At 62.4% G+C, this 18,972-nt stretch carries 20 protein-coding genes; 4 read left to right on the forward strand and 16 right to left on the reverse strand.

What is annotated here, in order from left to right; genetic code table 11:
• Positions 1-199: 199 nt before the first annotated feature.
• Complete coding sequence (locus tag AC3CCE_RS28125) at positions 200-1,078, reverse strand: uracil-DNA glycosylase (RefSeq protein WP_352512356.1); 879 nt, start codon at positions 1,076-1,078, stop codon at positions 200-202.
• Positions 1,079-1,346: 268 nt separating this feature from the next.
• Complete coding sequence (locus AC3CCE_RS28130) at positions 1,347-1,901, reverse strand: hypothetical protein (protein ID WP_023698594.1); 555 nt, start codon at positions 1,899-1,901, stop codon at positions 1,347-1,349.
• 302 nt (positions 1,902-2,203) lie between these two features.
• Here AC3CCE_RS28130 and AC3CCE_RS28135 point away from each other — a divergent pair, with 302 nt between their 5' ends.
• Positions 2,204-3,883 carry an electron transfer flavoprotein-ubiquinone oxidoreductase gene (locus tag AC3CCE_RS28135; protein ID WP_023715674.1) on the forward strand — a complete coding sequence of 560 codons (1,680 nt, stop codon included), beginning with the start codon at positions 2,204-2,206 and terminating at the stop codon, positions 3,881-3,883.
• Complete coding sequence (locus tag AC3CCE_RS28140) at positions 3,880-4,626, forward strand: DUF922 domain-containing protein (RefSeq protein WP_348528043.1); 747 nt, start codon at positions 3,880-3,882, stop codon at positions 4,624-4,626. Before AC3CCE_RS28135 ends, AC3CCE_RS28140 begins: the two co-directional genes overlap by 4 nt.
• 25 nt (positions 4,627-4,651) lie before the next feature.
• On the opposite strand, the gene AC3CCE_RS28145 is transcribed toward AC3CCE_RS28140, so the two are convergent.
• The 5 genes from AC3CCE_RS28145 to AC3CCE_RS28165 all read right to left on the reverse strand — a co-directional run bounded on the left by AC3CCE_RS28145 (position 4,652) and on the right by AC3CCE_RS28165 (position 8,498).
• On the reverse strand, positions 4,652-5,665 hold the full coding sequence (locus tag AC3CCE_RS28145) for an endonuclease/exonuclease/phosphatase family protein (protein ID WP_156932609.1): 1,014 nt from the start codon (positions 5,663-5,665) through the stop codon (positions 4,652-4,654).
• Between the two features lie 140 nt (positions 5,666-5,805).
• Positions 5,806-7,266 carry an AMP nucleosidase gene (locus tag AC3CCE_RS28150; protein WP_023731828.1) on the reverse strand — a complete coding sequence of 487 codons (1,461 nt, stop codon included), beginning with the start codon at positions 7,264-7,266 and terminating at the stop codon, positions 5,806-5,808.
• Between the two features lie 277 nt (positions 7,267-7,543).
• Positions 7,544-7,738, reverse strand: a complete 195-nt coding sequence (locus AC3CCE_RS28155) for a hypothetical protein (RefSeq protein ID WP_023670200.1) — start codon at positions 7,736-7,738, stop codon at positions 7,544-7,546.
• A 39-nt stretch (positions 7,739-7,777) separates the two neighbouring features.
• Positions 7,778-7,930, reverse strand: a complete 153-nt coding sequence (locus tag AC3CCE_RS28160) for a hypothetical protein (RefSeq protein WP_023692826.1) — start codon at positions 7,928-7,930, stop codon at positions 7,778-7,780.
• Positions 7,931-8,156: 226 nt separating this feature from the next.
• Positions 8,157-8,498, reverse strand: coding sequence for a DUF2147 domain-containing protein (locus tag AC3CCE_RS28165; protein ID WP_023687258.1), 342 nt, complete (start codon positions 8,496-8,498; stop codon positions 8,157-8,159).
• 436 nt (positions 8,499-8,934) lie between these two features.
• Here AC3CCE_RS28165 and AC3CCE_RS28170 point away from each other — a divergent pair, with 436 nt between their 5' ends.
• Positions 8,935-9,201 (forward strand): SEL1-like repeat protein, encoded by a 267-nt coding sequence (locus tag AC3CCE_RS28170; protein ID WP_006199745.1) that lies wholly within the window; start codon positions 8,935-8,937, stop codon positions 9,199-9,201.
• 386 nt (positions 9,202-9,587) lie between these two features.
• Positions 9,588-10,709 (forward strand): ABC transporter substrate-binding protein, encoded by a 1,122-nt coding sequence (locus AC3CCE_RS28175; RefSeq protein WP_023687260.1) that lies wholly within the window; start codon positions 9,588-9,590, stop codon positions 10,707-10,709.
• 66 nt (positions 10,710-10,775) lie between these two features.
• Here the strand turns inward: AC3CCE_RS28175 and AC3CCE_RS28180 are convergent, their stop codons facing one another.
• The 9 genes from AC3CCE_RS28180 to AC3CCE_RS28220 form a co-directional block, all read right to left on the reverse strand.
• Entirely contained in the window at positions 10,776-12,734 is a 1,959-nt protein-coding gene (locus AC3CCE_RS28180; RefSeq protein ID WP_352625972.1) for an acetyl/propionyl/methylcrotonyl-CoA carboxylase subunit alpha, read from the reverse strand.
• Positions 12,735-12,783: 49 nt separating this feature from the next.
• Positions 12,784-13,161, reverse strand: coding sequence for a hypothetical protein (locus AC3CCE_RS28185; RefSeq protein ID WP_023684512.1), 378 nt, complete (start codon positions 13,159-13,161; stop codon positions 12,784-12,786).
• Positions 13,162-13,206: 45 nt separating this feature from the next.
• The gene (locus tag AC3CCE_RS28190; protein WP_352625973.1) at positions 13,207-13,581 is read right to left on the reverse strand and encodes a hypothetical protein; all 375 of its coding nucleotides are present in this window, start codon (positions 13,579-13,581) and stop codon (positions 13,207-13,209) included.
• A 120-nt stretch (positions 13,582-13,701) separates the two neighbouring features.
• Complete coding sequence (locus AC3CCE_RS28195) at positions 13,702-14,232, reverse strand: O-acetyl-ADP-ribose deacetylase (protein ID WP_023670208.1); 531 nt, start codon at positions 14,230-14,232, stop codon at positions 13,702-13,704.
• Entirely contained in the window at positions 14,233-15,840 is a 1,608-nt protein-coding gene (locus AC3CCE_RS28200) for a carboxyl transferase domain-containing protein (protein ID WP_023834423.1), read from the reverse strand. It abuts the gene before it with no gap.
• 8 nt (positions 15,841-15,848) lie between these two features.
• Entirely contained in the window at positions 15,849-16,754 is a 906-nt protein-coding gene (locus AC3CCE_RS28205; RefSeq protein WP_155922473.1) for a hypothetical protein, read from the reverse strand.
• 9 nt (positions 16,755-16,763) lie between these two features.
• Positions 16,764-17,927 carry an isovaleryl-CoA dehydrogenase gene (locus tag AC3CCE_RS28210; RefSeq protein ID WP_352625974.1) on the reverse strand — a complete coding sequence of 388 codons (1,164 nt, stop codon included), beginning with the start codon at positions 17,925-17,927 and terminating at the stop codon, positions 16,764-16,766.
• Entirely contained in the window at positions 17,896-18,540 is a 645-nt protein-coding gene (locus tag AC3CCE_RS28215; RefSeq protein ID WP_352512344.1) for a TetR/AcrR family transcriptional regulator, read from the reverse strand. Before AC3CCE_RS28215 ends, AC3CCE_RS28210 begins: the two co-directional genes overlap by 32 nt.
• Before the next feature lie 69 nt (positions 18,541-18,609).
• Positions 18,610-18,894, reverse strand: coding sequence for an acylphosphatase (locus tag AC3CCE_RS28220; RefSeq protein ID WP_352625975.1), 285 nt, complete (start codon positions 18,892-18,894; stop codon positions 18,610-18,612).
• Between the last annotated feature and the right edge of the window lie 78 nt (positions 18,895-18,972).

Below are 18,972 nucleotides of genomic sequence, written 5' to 3' on the forward strand. Positions count from 1 at the left end.
GGAGGTTATAGCGGAGGCCGAGGCGAAATCTATTCTCCCCCCTTGAGGGGGAGATGGCCGGCAGGCCAGAAGGGGTCGGTTCGACGGGATGCGACCTTCTTACGGAAAATGGACGTTGCGCTCCACGCGCAACGACCCCTCAGTCGCCTTCGGCGACATCTCCCCCTCCAAGGGGCCCTCAAGGGGGAGATCAGCTAGATTAGCCCAGCTCCCGCAACTTCGCCTTCACCTCGAGAAAATCTCGCCACGCCAGTTTCTTGTGCGCAGGGGTTCGCAAGAGATAGGCCGGGTGCAGCGTCGGCATGGCCGGAATGGCAATGCCGGAAGCCGTGGTGTGGACGCGCCAGTTGCCGCGCAGGCGCAAGATGCCTTCGCTCGTGTTGAGCAAGGTCTTGGCCGAAGGGCCACCGAGATTGACCAGCACCTTGGGATTGACCAGCTCTATCTGCCGCTCGATGAACGGACGGCAGATTTCGGTCTCGTGCGGCGTCGGCGTGCGGTTGCCGGGCGGCCGCCAGGGAATGACGTTGGCGATATAGACCGAAGTCCGGTCAAGCCCGATCGCCGCCAGCATGCGGTCGAGCAGCCGGCCGGAGCGGCCGACGAATGGCAGGCCTTCAATATCCTCGTCGCGGCCGGGCGCCTCGCCGACCAGCATCACCGAACCCTCCGGATTGCCGTCGGCGAAGACCAGGTTCTTGGCGGTGAATTTGAGGTTGCAGCCATCGAAGGACGCCATGTGCTGGCGCAGTTCGTCGAGCGTCGAGGCGCTTGCCGCCATCTGCCGGGCTAGGGCCGCCTGTGCCTCGTCGGGCACCGTCGCCATGGCCGGAACGGAACGCGCAGGCGCGTCCGGCACCCGGCTTGCGTCCAGCCCGGGGCTGGCGGCGGCTTGTTCCGGAAATTTCTGTTCGCGAGGCGGCGCGGCAGGCGCCGTTGCGCGCTCGGCGCGCTTCGGCGCTGCCCCGGCAAACCGGTTCACCGGCGCGTCCTCCAACGCTTCGTCGACGCCGGCAGAGGCGTAGAAGGCGAGCAACTCGGCCAGGTCGGATCGGTTGTTGGGGGAGGCGGCAGTCATGCCGGGCACATTCGTCCGCCGAGAGACGATTTGCAAGGTTGGGCGGTTAGTAATCTCCCCCCTTGAGGGGGAGATGTCGCCGAAGGCGACAGAGGGGGGTCGGCACGACCGGACGCGGCCTGTCGGCGACAGAGGAGGTTGGCGCTCGACGCGCAACGACCCCCTCTGGCCTGCCGGCCATCTCCCCCTCAAGGAGGGAGATTACGCGCTCGTCGGCTTTCGCCAATCACGAAGGGCATTTCGTGGCGATTTTCACGGCGTCTGCCGCTTACCCCGTCGGTATCCGCGGATCCTGCACCAGATAGAACGTCCAGCGCGGCGTGTAGTCGGTGATCAGAAACTCGAAGCGTCCCCTCTTCAGCGGGTCGATCTGTCCACTCTTGAACAAGAGCCGGTCATAGGGTTCGAAATCGCGGTCGAAATCGGCGTACGCGCTCGACAGGATGTTGTCGGGCGTCTTGTTGCGCTGGTCGAAGGACAGGCCGTCGCCGAACACGCTCGGCTGGTTGAGTATCTCCTGCAGCTCGAACTGGAATTCGACCCAGGCCTGGCCGCTGTTGTTGAGAACCTCGATACGCATGTACAGGATGCCGTTGGCGAATTCGCCGTTGGTGCTGAACGGCTGGATCGGTTTGGTGGTGCGGATGGTGAGCGTCACCGGCGTTGACGAATTCAGCTCCTCGGAGATGACCAACGGATCTTCCTTGGTGCCGGTGCCCGAGGCGCCGGTGATGTGGAAACCGCCAAGCTCGTCGGAAAAGGAATAGGCGCCGGTCGCCCACACCTTCACCGGCTCGGCCTGAGCGCGAACCGGCGTAAGCATTGAAAGGGCGAGAAGGATCGCTCGGCAGGTCCGGCCGGGCGGAAGGGGGAAGCGCGTCAATGAATAGCCGGACGGCGTGCGCATGGAAATAAGTATGGCCGATAAGAGAGCCGTCGAACAATTAAAATATGGGACGCTGAGCGCGGCCGCGCGCAAAACGCTTGCGGCAGAGTTGTCATCCGCGACTTTTTGTCGAAATCGGCATTGTCACGTCAGCGCCGGTTTCCTGTCGCGGATTGATGCGCTATGCAGCGCAGGAGCCAGCAAAATGCCGGAAACGGTTGGCCAGAGCGGAGGGGTTGATGAGCGAGATCGAACGCGAGAGCATGGAATTCGACGTGGTCATCGTCGGGGCCGGCCCGGCGGGCCTTGCCGCAGCGATCCGTCTCAAGCAGGTCAATCCCGAGCTTTCCGTCGTGGTGTTGGAAAAGGGCGGCGAGGTTGGTGCCCACATTCTGTCAGGCGCCGTCGTCGATCCCATAGGCGTCGACCGCCTGTTGCCGGGCTGGCGCGAGGAAGATGGCCACCCCTTCAAGACGCCGGTTACGGCCGACGATTTCCTGGTGCTCGGCCCCGCCGGCTCGTTCCGTCTGCCCAATATACTGATGCCGCCGCTGATGAACAATCACGGCAACTACATCGTCTCGCTCGGCAATGTCTGCCGCTGGCTGGCAACCAAGGCTGAAGCGCTAGGCGTCGAAATCTATCCGGGCTTTGCTGCCGCCAGCCTCGTCTACAACGATGCCGGCGCGGTCACGGGCGTCGTCACCGGCGACATGGGCGTCGAAAAAGACGGCACACATGGCCCGGGCTTTGCGCCGGGCATGGCGCTGATGGGCAAATACGTGCTGATCGGCGAGGGCGCGCGCGGTTCGCTGTCCAAGCAGCTGATCGCAAAATACAAACTGTCCGACGGCCGTGAGCCCGGCAAGTACGGCATCGGCCTCAAGGAGCTGTGGCAGGTCAAGCCCGAGAACCACCGGCCGGGCCTGGTGCAGCACTCCTTCGGCTGGCCGCTCGACCTGAAGACAGGCGGCGGCTCCTTCCTCTACCACCTCGAGGACAACCAGGTCGCGGTCGGCTTCGTCCTGCATCTCAACTACAAGAACCCCTGGCTGTCGCCCTTCGAGGAATTCCAACGGTTCAAGACGCATCCGGCGATATCGCGCACCTTCGAGGGCGCCAAGCGCATCGGCTATGGCGCGCGCGCCATTACCGAAGGCGGCTGGCAGTCGGTGCCGAAACTCTCCTTCCCCGGCGGCGTGCTGATGGGGTGTGCGGCGGGCTTCGTCAACGTGCCGCGCATTAAGGGTTCGCACAATGCGGTGCTGTCCGGCATGCTGGCGGCCGAGCATGTCGCGCAAGCGATCGGCGCCGGCCGTGCCAATGACGAGCTGTCTTCTTATGAGGACGCCTGGCGCGCGACCGATATCGGCAAGGATTTGAAGAAGGTCCGCAACGTCAAGCCGCTCTGGTCGCGCTTCGGCACCATTATCGGCGTCGGCCTCGGCGGTCTCGACATGTGGCTGAACACGCTGTTCGGCTTCTCGCCCTTCGGCACGCTGAAACATGGCAAGGCCGATTATGCCACGCTTGAGCCTGCGGCCAAGCACAAGAAGATCGCCTATCCCAAAGCGGACGGCGTGCTGACCTTCGACCGCCTGTCCTCGGTGTTCCTGTCCAACACCAATCACGAGGAAAACGAGCCGGTGCATCTCATCGTCGGCGACATGGAGTTGCAGAAGCGTTCCGAGCATGATGTCTTTGCCGGGCCTTCGACCCGCTATTGCCCGGCCGGTGTTTACGAATGGGTCGACAAGGACGGCAACGCCGCCGCCGATCCGTCTGACAAGGATGTGCGTTTCGTCATCAACGCGCAGAACTGCGTGCACTGCAAGACCTGCGACATCAAGGATCCCAACCAGAACATCAACTGGGTGCCGCCACAAGGCGGCGAAGGCCCGGTCTATCAGGGCATGTGAGCCTCACCGACCGGGGCCGTCTCAACCAGCAAAAATGGCGGCGATGGCCGGGTTTACCAAGGCATGTAAGGCGCTCGGCGCCAAAGATTGTTGAAACCGTCGTCTGCTTGTGGTCTCATTGCCGCGTCCATGGGGAAAATGGCATGCGCGTGTTGGTCTTGTTTTGCGTCGCCGTCGTAAGCGCGGCCTGCGGCGTCGTCGGGACGGCGTCGGCGGGGGTGAAAACCGTCGTCAAGACGCGAACCTATGACATCACCGGCACGACAGGTGCCGGTCTGGTTATCGCCATGAACCGCAGGGGCCCCAAGCACGGTTTCATGACCCACGCCATCGCGCAGACAAGCTACACCGCCGACTGGAGCCTGGACGTGGGTCAGGTCAACGGCGTCTGCCGCCTGCGCCAGGCCAATGGAACGCTCAACATCGCCTACACCTACCCGCGCGTCGCCTCGGCCATCACGCCGGCGCTGCGCAAACGCTGGAACCGGTTTTTCACAGGCGTTCTCGCTCATGAAGGAACCCATGGCCGTATCGCCGGGCAGATGATGCAGGCTGCCGAGCGGTCGGTTCGCGGCCTGAAATTTGCCAACGATCCGCAATGCAACAAAACGCGCGTCGAAGCCACGCGGCGCTTGCAAGCCACTTCCAAGCTCTATGAGGCAAAACAGATCGCGTTCGACGCGCGCGAGCACAGTGAAGGCGGCCATGTCGAGCGCATCATCGAGGCCTTGGTAGGCTTGTGAAACCGTAAGCCCCGTGGCGTACGATCTAGCCGCCCATGCTGGGCTGGATCAGCGACACAGTCGCGGTAGAATCCTCGTCGACCGGCTTGGTCTCGTCGCGCATCAATGAAAATTCCACCATCACCGGCAGATGATCGGAGCCGGTCTCTTCCATCTGCGTCGACGACAGGATGGTCACCCCGCCCTTCGAAAACACCTGGTCGATCGGCAGGCCCGCATAGCGCCGCAGGAAATCGGGCAGGGTCCGGTGGATCCAGGTCGGTCCGGCCGACGGCATCACGGTCAGTCCGCCGAGCGAGGCAACGCGCCGTACCGCGGCGCTCCACGGCACGGCGTTGCAGTCGCCGGCCATGATCGCCGTCTCGCCGAGCGAGGTGAGCGTCTCGGTCAACTCGCCGATCTGCCAGTATTGTTCCTTCGGCCACGGCCAGCTCAAATGGATCGCCGCGACATCGACCGGAGTGCCGCCGAAATCGATGGTGGCGGCCGCCATCGCGCCGCGCGGTTCGCAATGCGGCTCGGTGCCGGCCGCAAAAGGTCGCCGGGACAAAAGCGCCACGCCCCACACGCCGTCGGGATGGGCGCACAGGATGCGATAGGGATAGGCGTTCTGGATATAGCCGAGTTCGGTCGCCCACATGGCCGATACTTCGTCGAGCGTGATCACGTCTGGGTTGGTCCTGGCGATCAGCGAAAGAACCTTCTTGGGTGTCGGATTGTTGAAACGCAGGTTCATCTGCAGCAGCCGGTAGACCGGTTCGTTGCCGGGCGCGGCGTCATTGGCGGCCTGCACCGGCCACAGGCGCGGCAAGGCGCTCAACGTGCTGGCGAAGGCGGCCACGGCCAGCAGCAGGCCCACGCCCGCCTGCAGGCGAAACGAGGTGGCGAGCAGCGGCAGCGCAATCAGCCCCATCAGCACGGCAAAATGGATGCGGAAATGGGCGAAGGAATCGAAGGCCGGATGCAGTGCGCCAAAGAACCCGGCTACAAGCGCGGCCGAGAGGCCGAGCATTGCCAGGAACGCCATTGAAGCCATCATCTTTCGCACGCGTGCCATCAGACCGGGTTTTGCCCATAGACCGGGTAATACATTGCCGAGGTATCAGGCCTTTATCGGCTGAAATGCGGCCCAATCAAGATGACGAAACGCCTCGCGGCAAACATTTACGGCAAGCCGGTCTACTGAAAGGCCGTCTCCGAAAAGCTTCTCAGCTTGCGCGAATGCAACCGTTCCATCGGCATTTCCGCCAGCTTCTCCATCGCCTTGATGCCGATGGTCAGATGCTGCGCCACTTGCCGCTTGTAGAATTCGGTCGCCATGCCGGGCAGCTTCAACTCGCCATGCAGCGGCTTGTCGGAGACGCAAAGCAGCGTGCCGTAGGGCACGCGGAAGCGGAAGCCATTGGCGGCGATCGTGGCCGATTCCATATCGAGCGCGATGGCGCGCGACTGCGACAGCCGCTGCACCGGTCCGCGCTGGTCGCGCAGTTCCCAGTTGCGGTTGTCGATGGTGGCGACGGTGCCGGTGCGCATGATGCGCTTGAGATCATAGCCGGAAAGTCCGGTGACTTCGGCGACCGCCTCCTGCAGCGCCACCTGGATCTCGGCCAGCGGCGGTATCGGCACCCACACCGGCAGGTCATCGTCCAGCACATGGTCTTCCCGGACATAGGCATGCGCCAGCACATAGTCGCCCAGCGCCTGAGTGTTGCGCAGGCCGGCGCAATGGCCGAGCATCAGCCATGCATGTGGCCGCAGCACCGCGACATGGTCGGTGATCGTCTTGGCGTTGGACGGGCCGACGCCGATGTTGACCATGGTGATGCCGCCATGGTTCGGCTTCTTCAGATGATAGGCTGGCATCTGAGGCAGGCGCGGCGCCGCCACGCCTTCGCTGGGCGCGTTTTGCCCTGCCTTGGTGATGACATTGCCCGGTTCGACGAATTCGGTATAGCCGTGGCCGCCTTCAGCCATCTGGGCCCGCGCTCGGGCGACGAACTCGTCGATGTAGAACTGGTAGTTGGTGAACAGCACGAAGTTCTGGAAATGCTGCGGGCTGGTCGCCGTGTAGTGCGTCATGCGGTGCAGCGAATAGTCGATGCGCTGCGCCGTGAACGGCGCCAGCGGCCTTGGTTCGCCGAACGCGACCTCGAAGGTACCGTTGGCGATCTGGTCGTCGGTGCCGTCGAGATCCGGCACGTCGAACAGGTCGCGGATCGGCCGTTTGATGCGGTCGGCGGCGGCGCCATCGACATGGGTTCCTTCAAGGAACGCGAAATGCAGCGGGATCGGCGTGGTCGATTCCGAAACCGTTACCGGCACGCCGTGATTGCGCATGATCAGGCGAAGCTGCTCTACGAGATAGCGTTCGAACAGCACCGGCTGGGTGATGGTGGTCGAGAAATGCCCGGGGGTCGGCATGTGGCCGTAGGCCTGGCGCGAGTCGATCTGGGTGAACGAATTGGTGGTGACGCCGATCTCCGGGTAGAAGGCGCGGTAGCGCTTGCTTTCGTCGCCGCCGGCGGCAAGCGTGGCAAAGGAGTCGCGCAGAAACTTGGTGTTGCGGTCGTAGAGCACCTGCAAGGCGGCCACGGCCTTTTTGGCGTCGTCGAAGCTCTGCTTGCCGAAAGGCTCCGGCATGACGACCGATTCGATAGCTTGTGGGTAGATTCGCTTTTCCATGGCTCAATATAGAGACTTGAGGCCGCACTTGGGAGGGGAGGGTGGCCGCCAAGTGGTCGATTTATTCGTCCACGCCCAAGGTGTGCTGAGATTCAGGTAAGGCTGAGCCGGAGTCGAGGACGGGCGCGAAGCGACCAAACTGGTTGGCTTCGAGAACCGGAGCGGAGCGTACTCGAAGCATGTGAGCACCAAGGCCGCCACTTGCAGGCCGGCATCACCTTAATACCGGCACACCTTACCCGCGCTGCAGACTGACCAGCAAGACAAAGCCGACGCCATGCTTCTTCGTCGCCGGCGCGTCGATCGTCGTGTCGGCATTGGCCCGCATCATTGGCATGGCCAGGACCGGCGCCGACAGCACGACCAGGACGAGCGCCGCCCGCGGCAGGAGCCGAAGGGTCTGGAGGGCGTTGATGGCGATGCGGTTCATGGCTTTTGCTTTTCTGTTTGGATCTATGTCTTTGTCGTCTCAGGGGCGAAAATGGTTCATGCAATCGAATTGGCAGGAACTGGCTGCATCCCAGGAACGGGCCGGGCGGCCGGCTTCGGCCACGAGGATGGCGAAGAGCATCCCGAACAGGCTCATCAACAGGCAGACGATGGTGAAGCGGCGAGCGAGCATTTGCGTAGTGTCTCCTTGAACACGCCATCAAAATGCCCTGATGCGACTGAACCGGCGCTGATGCCGACGTTCATCTGCGGTTCAAAGTGATTGACGAGGTCTTAGAGAGAGCGTCGGTTCGGGTTTGCGCCGCCGCAAACGGCACGGTCGTCGCTATGGCGCGGACCGTCCTGCAAAAGAAAACGGGGCCTGTGAAGGCCCCGTTGGTCAACTCAAAGCAGCAAGATCAGAGCTTGTGCCAGGTCTGGCTCTTGCAGATCAGCCCGCCGAGCACGCAGCCGCTCATTTTGAGCGAGGTGCCCGACAGTGTTGCCTTGCCCGAATAGGTCTTGTCGTTTGCCGGATCGGTGATGTTGCCGGCATATTTGTTGGCCCCGGCCGCCTTGAGCGAACCGATGGTCTTCCCGGCATATTTGCCGGTCTTCAGGGTGATGGAGAATGAACCGCTGCCGCCGATAACTGCTGTGTCGCCGGCTTGTGTCTTCCAATTGCCTTCGATCGGATCGGCCCAAGCCGCACCAGCCATCATCACGGCGGCCGCCAGGGCCAAGCTCACTTTGCGAAACATATCTGTCCTCCCTGGTTTAGATGGGGCAGCCGCCTCTCTGCCCCTTACGCAAACGTAAGCTAATCCAGCTCCCGGCAAAACAAAAGCGTGCCGCGACGGAAGGTTTCGCAATTTTCATGCGGGGTCGGGAGAGTGCAGCCCGTGGAAATAAACGATCGAGGCGTTGGCTTTGGTTCGCGTGGTTAGCAGAGTGTTGATCGGCGCCTTGCAAATTTTCGTCAAATCGGTCGAGAAACGGCGGGATTGCTGACTTTGTATCCTTAACGAATTTCCGCGTTTACCTCTTGTTTTAGCTTTGTTTTCTCCAAATTAAGCACGCCATTTAACGACGGATTCAAGGCTCGGCCTCATTCTCGGAAGCATCGAAAGAGCGGCTCCCCAGGGAACACCGGGGGACAGAAGAGGCCCGCTCTCGGGAGCCAGACAGGGGACTAAAATGGCACGTTTTGAAATGCTTGAAGCCGGCTTCGGCGCCATGGGGGCAACTGCCCAGGCCGACATTCTTTTCGAACTGGGCATGATGTATGCGACCGGCCGCGATTGCGAGACCGATGTCGTTGCCGCCCACAAATGGTTCAACATCGCCGCCATCAAGGGCTCGGTCCGCGCCGCGGAACTGCGCTCGGAACTGTCGGCCGCAATGTCCAAGGTCGAGATCGCCAAGGCGCTGCGCGAAGCCCGCGAATGGATGACGATGCACTGAGATCGCGAGCAGATTATCGCAGGCAGATTATCGAAAACAGGGAAGCCCCGGGATCAAGACCGCAAAGACGGTCGGAACCGGTGAAACGACAAGGCCGCGACAAGACGGCCGACCATGAAAGAACAAGAACGCGGCAGGCCGGCACGGTCCAGTCGTGCACAATGGGGACGGCGGGCAGGTTTTCGTGGCGCGGGGGCGCATGGGGACTGCTACGAGCAAAAAGCCACGACCGGCCGGAACAGGCTGGCGTGGCTTTTTGCGTTGATGAGGCCCAATCGAGCGGCGCCGATGCGCCTAGACAGGCCCAATGAAGGATGAAATTGTCCCGCCTTCGGAAAGAAGCGCGGCCAGAGCGGCTGCGCGAGTGTGGGAGGAGTTCTATCACCATGAAAAAAACGGGTATTTTGAGCGCGGCCGTATTTGGCCTGATGATGAGCGCGCCGGTTGCCTTTGCCGATGACATCACCATTTCGGTGGTCGGCCCGATGACCGGACAGCTCGCCACGATCGGCGATCAGTTCAAGCAGGGCGCAACGGCAGCCGCCGATGCGATCAACGCCGCCGGCGGTGTCAACGGCTCGATGATCAAGCTCGACATCGAGGACGACCAGTGCGATCCCAAGCAGGCGGTTTCGGTGGCCAACCGGATCGTTGCCAACAGCGTCAAGTTTATTGACGGCCATGCCTGTTCAGGTTCGAGCATCCCGGCTTCCGCCGTCTACGCCGAGGCCGGCGCGCTGATGATGAGCCCGGCCTCTTCAAATCCCGAGCTGACCGATGCCGCCGCCAAGGCCGGCTGGCCGACGATCATGCGTCTCTATACGCGTGACGACGCGCAGGGCGCCTTCATCGGCCCGTGGATCGCCAAGAAATATGCCGGCAAGAATGTCGTTATCCTGCATGACAAGAGCGCCTACGGTCAGGGCGTTGCCGATGCCGTGAAGGCGACGATGAATGCCGGTGGCCTCAAGGAGATCGACTATGAAGGCATCAATGCCGGCGAGAAGGATTATTCGGCTCTCGTCACCAAGCTGAAGGACCTCAAGGCCGACGTTGTCTATTTCGGCGGCTATCACCCGGAAGCCGGGCTTATCCTGCGTCAGTCGGCCGAGCAGAGCGTCAAGTTCCAGCTGATCATGCCGGACTCGATCGCCTCGCCGGAATTCTGGCAGGTCGCCGGCCCCGCCGGTGAAGGCACCCTGTTCGTCTTCCCGTCGGACCCGCAGGCCAAGCCGGAAGCCAAGGAGGCCATCGCCAAGATCAAGGCGGGCGGCTTCGTGCCGGAAGGCTTTACGCTGTTCTCCTACGCCGTCGTTCAGGCGTTTGCAGAGGGCGTCAAGCGCGCCGGAACGGACGATCCGGTCAAGGTAGCCGAAGCGCTGAAGAACGGCACGCCGTTCAGCACCGTGGTCGGCGACGTGACCTTCGACGAGAAGGGCGATCTGAAGAACGCCAGCTACGACATCAACCAGTGGCACGACGGCAAATACGCACCGATCGCGCAGTAAGCGGCCGCGTACTCATGGCAATGGCCGGGCTTGTCCCGGCCATTTTTCATTCAAGCCTCCAGCCGGCTATGCAGCCTCTTCAACGAAGCGCACCAGCACCGTTCCGTCGGTGACCTGCGCGCCCTCGGTGGCGATCTCGGCGATCACGCCGTCATGGCTGGCCGCGATCGTGTGCTCCATCTTCATCGCTTCCAGGATCAGTAGCGGCTGGCCCTTGATCACCCTTTCGCCCTTTGCCGCGCGCACCAGCTTGACCAGGCCCGGCATCGGCGCGCGCAGGCTGCCCGAAGCGGCGGCCGCCTCGTCGGTGCGCGCCAGCGGATCCGGGACGAAGAAACTGTAGCCGACCGCGCCTTCGAAGACGGTGACGTGGCCTGGCCAGCGGGCAAGGCGAGGGGCGGCGCGAAGATCATGCGAATTGACGCTGTCATAGGGCGCGTCCAGCGCCACCTCGAAGCGCCCGTCCGGCCGCACTGAAACACGCGCCAGTATATCGTCCTCGCCATGCCGCAGGCGCGTGCGGCGCGCAATGCTGTGGAAATGCGCATAGCCGGCAAGCGACGACCACGGATCGTTCGACGGCAAGGCACCGGCGCCCGCCGCGGCAAGGGCCGCCGCGGCAACGATCTCGCTGCGCGGCGGGGCGACCGCGGTCAGCGCTTCCTGATGCCTGCCGATCAGGCCGGTATCGACGTCGCCGGCCGAAAAATCGGCGTTCGCGGCAAGTGCCGCGAGAAAGGCGGTGTTGACGGTCGAGCCGGCAATCTCGGTCTGCGACAACGCAGTCCCGAGCGCATCGAGCGCCGCCTGCCTGTCCTTGGCGTGGACAACCAGCTTGGCGATCATCGGATCGTAGAAGGGCGAGATCGCATCGCCGGCCCGCACGCCGGTCTCGATGCGCATGCTGGCGCCTTCGGGCGCGTTGTCGGGAAACGCCAGGTGATGCAGCGTGCCGGTCGCCGGCAGAAACCCTTTCGCCGCGTCCTCGGCATAGATACGCGCCTCGAAGGCGTGGCCGGAAAGCGTGATTTCGCTCTGCGTCTTCGGCAGCTTTTCGCCGGCGGCTACCCGCAACTGCCACTCGACTAGGTCGGTGCCGGTGACCATTTCGGAGACGGGATGCTCGACCTGCAGGCGGGTGTTCATTTCCATGAACCAGAAGCGGTCGGCCTTCAGCCCTTGCGAGGCATCGACGATGAATTCGATGGTCCCGGCGCCGGAATAGCTGATCGCCTTGGCGGCCTTGACCGCCGCTTCCGTCATCGCCTCGCGCAGCGCCGGCGTCATGCCGGGCGCCGGCGCTTCCTCGATCACCTTCTGGTGGCGGCGCTGCGCGGAGCAGTCGCGCTCGTAGAGATGCACGGCATTGCCAAAATTGTCGCCGAACACCTGGACCTCGATGTGGCGCGGCTTGTCGACATATTTTTCGACCAGCACGCGGTCGTCGCCGAACGCGGCCTTGGCCTCGCGTCGTGCGCCCGACAGCGCCTCGGAGAAATCGTCGGGATGTTCGACCCGGCGCATGCCCTTGCCGCCTCCGCCGGCGCGCGCCTTGATCAGCACGGGATAGCCGATCTCACGCGCCTTGGACGCCAGCAGCACGATCTCCTGCGCCTCGCCATGATAGCCCGGCACCACCGGCACGCCGGCCTTTTCCATCAGCCGCTTGGCCGCGTCCTTCAGACCCATGGCGCGGACCGAGGCAGCCGACGGGCCGATGAAAATCAATCCCGCCGCCACCACCTGGTCGACGAAATCAGGGTTTTCCGAGAGAAAGCCGTAGCCGGGATGGATGGCCTCGGCGCCGGTCGCCAGCGCCGCCGCAACAATCCTGTCGCCGCGCAGATAGCTTTCGCCGACGGGCGAGGGACCGATATGCACCGCCTCGTCGGCCATCTCGACATGCAGAGCCTCGGAATCCGCGTCGGAATAGACGGCAACCGTGCGCACACCGAGCCTACGTGCGGTGCGGATCACCCGGCAGGCGATCTCGCCGCGATTGGCGATCAGGATCTTGGCGAACATGGAGCCTCCCGGGTTTGTCTCGGGCGGCGCCGGTCTGGCAGGAATGAGCCTATTTCGAAGCCGCGATTTTGCAGCCGCCGCTCGCGGTCTGAACCTTCCACTTTTTCAGGCCAACCTGACAGCTTCGCAACGCCAACTCTTCCGCGGCCTTCTGAGATGGCGCGTTCAGCCGCGCACCGCAGATGATGTAAAGATCGTCGACGCGCGAGTAGAATGTGGTCGCGTAGGCCGAGTGGCCACTCGCCGCGACATAGGCGTTGTACGACTTCGTGCAGGGCTCCTTTGGATTCAGTGACAACGGAGGCCAGAATCGGGTGTCTCCCTTGCTGCCCGCCAGCGATCCAGCCGCTCCGATACCGGGTGCCGTAAATACGAGCAGGCCGGCAAGCATCGATACAGTAATTCGTTTGATGCGTGTCGATTTCATCTTGCGCCGCCCATTTGAAAAATGCCCAAGCCGATGCTTGTCGGCCTACTTCGATGCCGCAACTTCGCAGCCCGCCCCTGTAATGACCTTGTAATGGCTGCGGGCGGACTCGCAGGATTTCATCGCCCGTTCTTCGGCAGCCTTCTGTGACGGTGCATTCAAGCCCGAGCCGCAGATGATGTACAACGAACGGATCCGGGCATAGGGCGTGGTCGCATAGGCCGAATGGCCGCCGGCGGCCACATAGGCGTTGTAAGCCATGGTGCACTGGTCTTTCGGGCTTTTCGGCAAATACGGATAGAAATGGATGTCGCCTTTGCTTCCCGCCAGCGATGCCGCGGCGCCAACGCCGGGTACCGCAAATATAAGCAAGACTGCAAGTACCGGCGCAGTCGTTTTTCCCGAATATTTCGGCCTCATCTTTACCCCATCCCCGTTGCCCAATGCGGGATGAACAATAGCGTCTATTCTCCAGTGCCGCCAGCCTGCTCACCGAAAATTTCTTTTGCGTAGGTGGATGAACCATCTTATCCATGCAGACTAGCATCCTTCAATGGCAGCAACGGCTTGTCGGTATAGTTGAGCTGTTGGCTCGTCGAAGCAGCAGAAAATAACTGTTTCGGGCGTTGAGTTCTGTCCGACGAAGGTACCTGCGATGCCAACGGCAATCTGCGTCGCCTCATTTTTCGGATAACGGTAGATGCCGGTGGAGATCGCCGGAAATGCCACGGTCCGGCAATCCCTGGCGGCGGCGATTTCGAGCGACCTGATATAGCAGGAGGCGAGCAGCCCGGCTTCGCCTTTGCCGCCGCCTTGCCAGACAGGTCCGACCGTGTGGATGATGTAACGTGCCGGCAGGTGATAGCCCTTGGTAAGCTTTGCTTCGCCGACCTTGCAGCCGTTCAGCATCCGGCATTCGAATTCGAGCTCCGGGCCTGCGGCGCGGTGAATGGCGCCGTCGACGCCGCCGCCGCCCAGCAGCGAGGAATTGGCGGCGTTGACGATGGCATCGACCGCAAGCCTGGTGATGTCGCCGGTGTGGACATGTATCCGTTCGCCGAACTTGCTCATCTACATCCTGAACACGCCGAACTTCGTTTCTTCGATGTCGGCGTTGAGCGCGGCCGAAAGGCTGAGCGCGAGCACTTCGCGCGTTTTCCCCGGATCGATGATGCCGTCGTCCCACAGCCGCGCCGAGGAGTAGAGCGGGTGGCCCTCATGCTCGTATTTCATCAGGATCGGCTTCTTGAATTTCGCTTCCTCGTCCGCGCTCCACTCACCGCCCTTGCGCTCGATGCCCTCGCGCTTGACCACCGCCAGCACGGTCGCCGCCTGTTCGCCGCCCATCACCGAAATGCGCGCGTTCGGCCACATCCACAGGAAGCGCGGCGAGTAGGCGCGGCCGCACATGCCGTAATTGCCGGCGCCGAACGACCCGCCGATGATCATCGTCACCTTCGGCACCTTGGCGGTGGCAACCGCCATCACCAGCTTGGCGCCGTCCTTGGCGATGCCGCCGGCCTCGTACTTTCGCCCGACCATGAAGCCGGTGATGTTCTGCAGGAAGATCAGCGGGATCTTGCGCTGGCAGCACAGTTCGATGAAATGCGCGCCCTTCACAGCACTTTCGGAAAACAGCACGCCATTGTTGGCGATGATGCCGACCGGCATGCCCTGAAGATGGGCAAAGCCGGTGACCAGCGTGGTGCCGTAATTCTGCTTGAACTCGTCGAACTCGGAGCCGTCGACGACGCGCGCGATCACCTCGCGCACATCATAGGGCTGGCGCAGATCCGTCGGCACGATGCCGTAGAGTTCCTGCGCGTCATGAAGCGGCGGCATGGGTTTCTGTAAGGTCAAGCTTACAGTCTTGCGCCGGTTGAGGTTTTTGACGATGCGCCGGCAGATGGCCAGCGCATGTTCGTCGTCCAGCGCATAGTGGTCGGCGACACCGGACAGCCTGGTGTGCACGTCGGCGCCGCCAAGCTCCTCGGCGCTGACATCTTCGCCCGTAGCCGCCTTCACCAGCGGCGGGCCGCCGAGAAAAATGGTCGCCTGGTTGCGCACCATGATCGTCTCGTCCGACATTGCCGGCACATAGGCGCCGCCCGCAGTACATGAGCCCATGACGCAGGCGATCTGCGGAATGCCGGCCGCCGACATGTTGGCCTGGTTGTAGAAGATGCGGCCGAAATGCTCGCGATCGGGAAACACCTCGTCCTGATTGGGCAGGTTGGCGCCGCCGCTGTCGACCAGATAGACGCAAGGCAGATTGTTTTGCAGCGCGATCTCCTGTGCGCGCAAATGCTTCTTCACCGTGAGCGGATAATAGGTGCCGCCCTTCACCGTGGCGTCGTTGACCACGACCATCACCTCGGTGCCTTCGACACGGCCGACGCCGGCGATGAGGCCGGCCGAGGAAATCTCCTCGCCATACATGGACCATGCCGCGAACTGGCCGATCTCGAGGAAAGGCGAGCCGGTGTCGAGCAACTGCGCCAGCCGCTCGCGCGGCAACAGCTTGCCGCGCGAAACATGACGCTCGCGCGCCTCCTCCGAGCCACCGCGCTCGACGGTTGCCGCCTTGTCCGCAATGTCGGCAACCAGCGCCCGCATGCGCTCGGCATTGGCGAGGTAGGTTTCGGAGGAGGGCGAGATCTGGGTTTGGAGTACGGCCACATCGGTTCCTATTGCTCTGCCACGACTTGCAGCTTGCCGTCACGGCGCTCGAAAATGTACTCGGAGAGAAGATCAGGTTCGGTCTTGAAAACCTTGTCGATAAATGAGCGAGCAAACTGAACCGCATTGGGAAGCCGCTTGTCTACAACGACGATGGCATCGCGTTTTGGAATGGCTATGAAAACGCCGTTGGGGAATTGCGGTCCAAGCGTGGCCCAGAATTTTTCGGTCAGGAGGAGAGCGGGTGAGATGGCCTCATCCCCTTCGACGGTGAAGATCGATATCCCGTCGAGGATACGCTCCTGCTTGACCTTCGTAATCTGCTTGTTGATGTTTTCCAGAGCAAGCTGGCGAAGCTGTGCGAGTGAGCGGTCTCCAACATCGTCAAGCCGGACGCTGGCGAGCGAGTCCTCATTGTCGATCTGGTAAAGGATCACGACGTCACCCGCCAAGGTTTCAAACGCCGGTCCTTTGTCGGGCTCTGTGCCATCGCCTTTGAAAGCGTCGAGATGTTCGCGCGGTCGAATGTTGGCAATCAGTAGATCGGCCTGGAAGCCGCTTTCGCTATCGCTGAGCACGAGCGTGGTTAGAAAACGTTCGATTTCGGTTTCCGCCTCTCCCGCCGGCAGGTCGCGAATGCGGCCTAGCAGGTTCGTAACGTCCACCTGAAGATGAATATCCTTGCCGGTAGAACCGACCCTGGTTACGTCAAGACGCGCCGGATCGGCGGGGTTGGGAATTGCTTGCTTGACTCGGCTGTCAGCCTTCAGGCGGGAAATGACTTCAACCCGCAGTGCTGCAACGTCTCGAAATTGCGGCATATCTGAAGAGGCGGCATTCGCAAATCCCGACAATGGGATCAATGCGACGATAGTCCGTGCTAATACTCCAAGGTATTTTGGCAAACCAGGCATTGAAATCGCTCACACCCCTTCCGCCATGATCTCGCGCCCGATCAGCCAGCGGCGGATTTCGCTGGTCCCGGCGCCGATCTCGTAGAGCTTGGCGTCGCGCAACAGCCGGCCGGTCGGATACTCGTTGGTATAGCCGTTGCCGCCAAGCAGCTGGATGGCGTCGAGCGCCATCAGCGTCGCTTTTTCGGCGGCAAACAGCACGCAGCCGGCGGCATCCTTGCGTGTCGTCTGGCCGCGATCGCAGGCAGCCGCGACAGCATAAACGTAAGCGCGCGCGGCATTCGTCGTCGAATACATATCGGCAAGTTTACCCTGCACGAGCTGGAACTCGCCGATCGGCTGGCCGAACTGCTTGCGCTCATGCACATAGGGGATCGCCACGTCGAGACAGGCCGCCATGAGCCCGAGCGGGCCGCCGGCGAGCACGGTGCGCTCGTAGTCGAGGCCCGACATCAGGACCTCGACGCCGCGGCCCTCCTCATGCAGCACATTGTCATAGGGCACCTCGACATTGTCGAACACCAGTTCGCCGGTGTTGGAGCCGCGCATGCCGAGCTTGTCGAGCTTTGGCGATGCCGAGAAGCCGGCCATGGTCTTTTCGACGATGAAGGCGGTGATGCCGCGCGATTTCCGCTCCGGATCGGTCTTGGCGTAGACCACCAGCGTTTCGGCGTCGGGGCCGTTGGTGATCCACATTTTCGAGCCGTTGAGCACATAGCGGTCGTTGCGCTTTTCGGCGCGCAGCTTGAGCGAGACGACGTCGGAGCCGGCGCCCGATTCCGACATGGCCAGCGCACCTGCCCTTTCGCCCGAGCACAATGCCGGCAGGAATTTCTCCTTCTGCGCCGGCGTCGCCCAGCGGTTGATCTGGTTGACGCAGAGGTTCGAATGGGCGCCGTAGGAGAGACCAACCGAGGCCGAGGCGCGCGAAATCTCTTCCACCGCAATGACGTGGGCAAGATAGCCCATGCCGCTGCCGCCGAAATCGGGATCGGCGGTGATGCCGAGAAGGCCGAGCGCGCCGAGCTCTTTCCACAGATGCGTGGGGAATTGATTGCTGCGGTCGATCTCGGCAGCGATCGGCGCTATTTTCTCCTGGGCAAAGCGGCGCACCAGATCGCGCAGCGCCTCGATGTCCTCGTCATGCCCGAAGCTGAGTGTGTTCGTGTACATGCCGTTCCTCCCCGATTTCGATCTTCGCGCCAACCAGGCGCATTGTCATTGAAAGATATGTCGCCGTGACTTTAGCCATCGACAGCCGCTCGCCCGGCCGGAACCAGACGATGACGCCGGTCATCATCTGGATCAGGGCCATGGCAGTGAGCCCCGTGTCATCGACACTGAAGGCGCCGGCCTCCGCGCCGTCGCGCAGGATGGCGCGCAACTCCTTCTCATAGGCGGTGCGCATGCGCAGTATCTGCGTCAGCCGGTCATGCGACAGGCTGCGCAATTCCATGTTCGAGACATGGGTGGAGTGGCGGCGCTCGATGTGGAAAGCGATGTGGTTTTCGACATAGGCGGCAAGCCGCGTTGCCGGATCGGCAGCGTCGGGGCGTGCGGCGTCCCACGCTTCGATCAGCCCTTCCATATGTTCGCGCATCAGCGTGAACAGCAGGTCTTCCTTGGTCGGAAAATAGCGGTAGAGCGCGGCGGCCTGGACGCCGACCTCGGCGGCAAGCTGCCGCATCGACATTGCCTCGTAGCCGAAGCGGGCGATCAGGCTGACCGCAGCCTCCCGGACGGCCGCTTCAGTTTTTTCGCCGTCGGATCCCGTTGTGCGTGCCATGAACGTCTCCCGATACCTAGTAATAAAACGAACGTTCAATTAATTCAAGCGGCAATAAAGTGGTTCCGTCTAGACGATGATCCGAAAGTCGATGGGCGCGTCGAGGAGTTCGAATTCCTCGGTCTCCACCTTCGAAACCGAAGCTCCCCTTGGCTCTTGCCGGAGCTGTTCGATCATTGTGGAAACCGCAGCATCGGCACCGGCAATCCAGGCCGTCACGGTGCCGTCTCGTTCATTGCGTACCCAACCTACGAGGCCAAGCCCTGTCGCTTCGCCTCGCGCCCACATCCGGTAGCCGACGCCTTGCACCTTGCCATGCACACGCGCCTGCACTGCCCTTTGCCGGTTATCCATCGTTGCCTCCCATGCACAGAAACTGGCGCGGAATCGGACGAAAGCAACAGGCTTGAGTGTCGGATTGCTGCTGGATCG

Source organism: Mesorhizobium sp. P160187, from assembly GCF_057766425.1.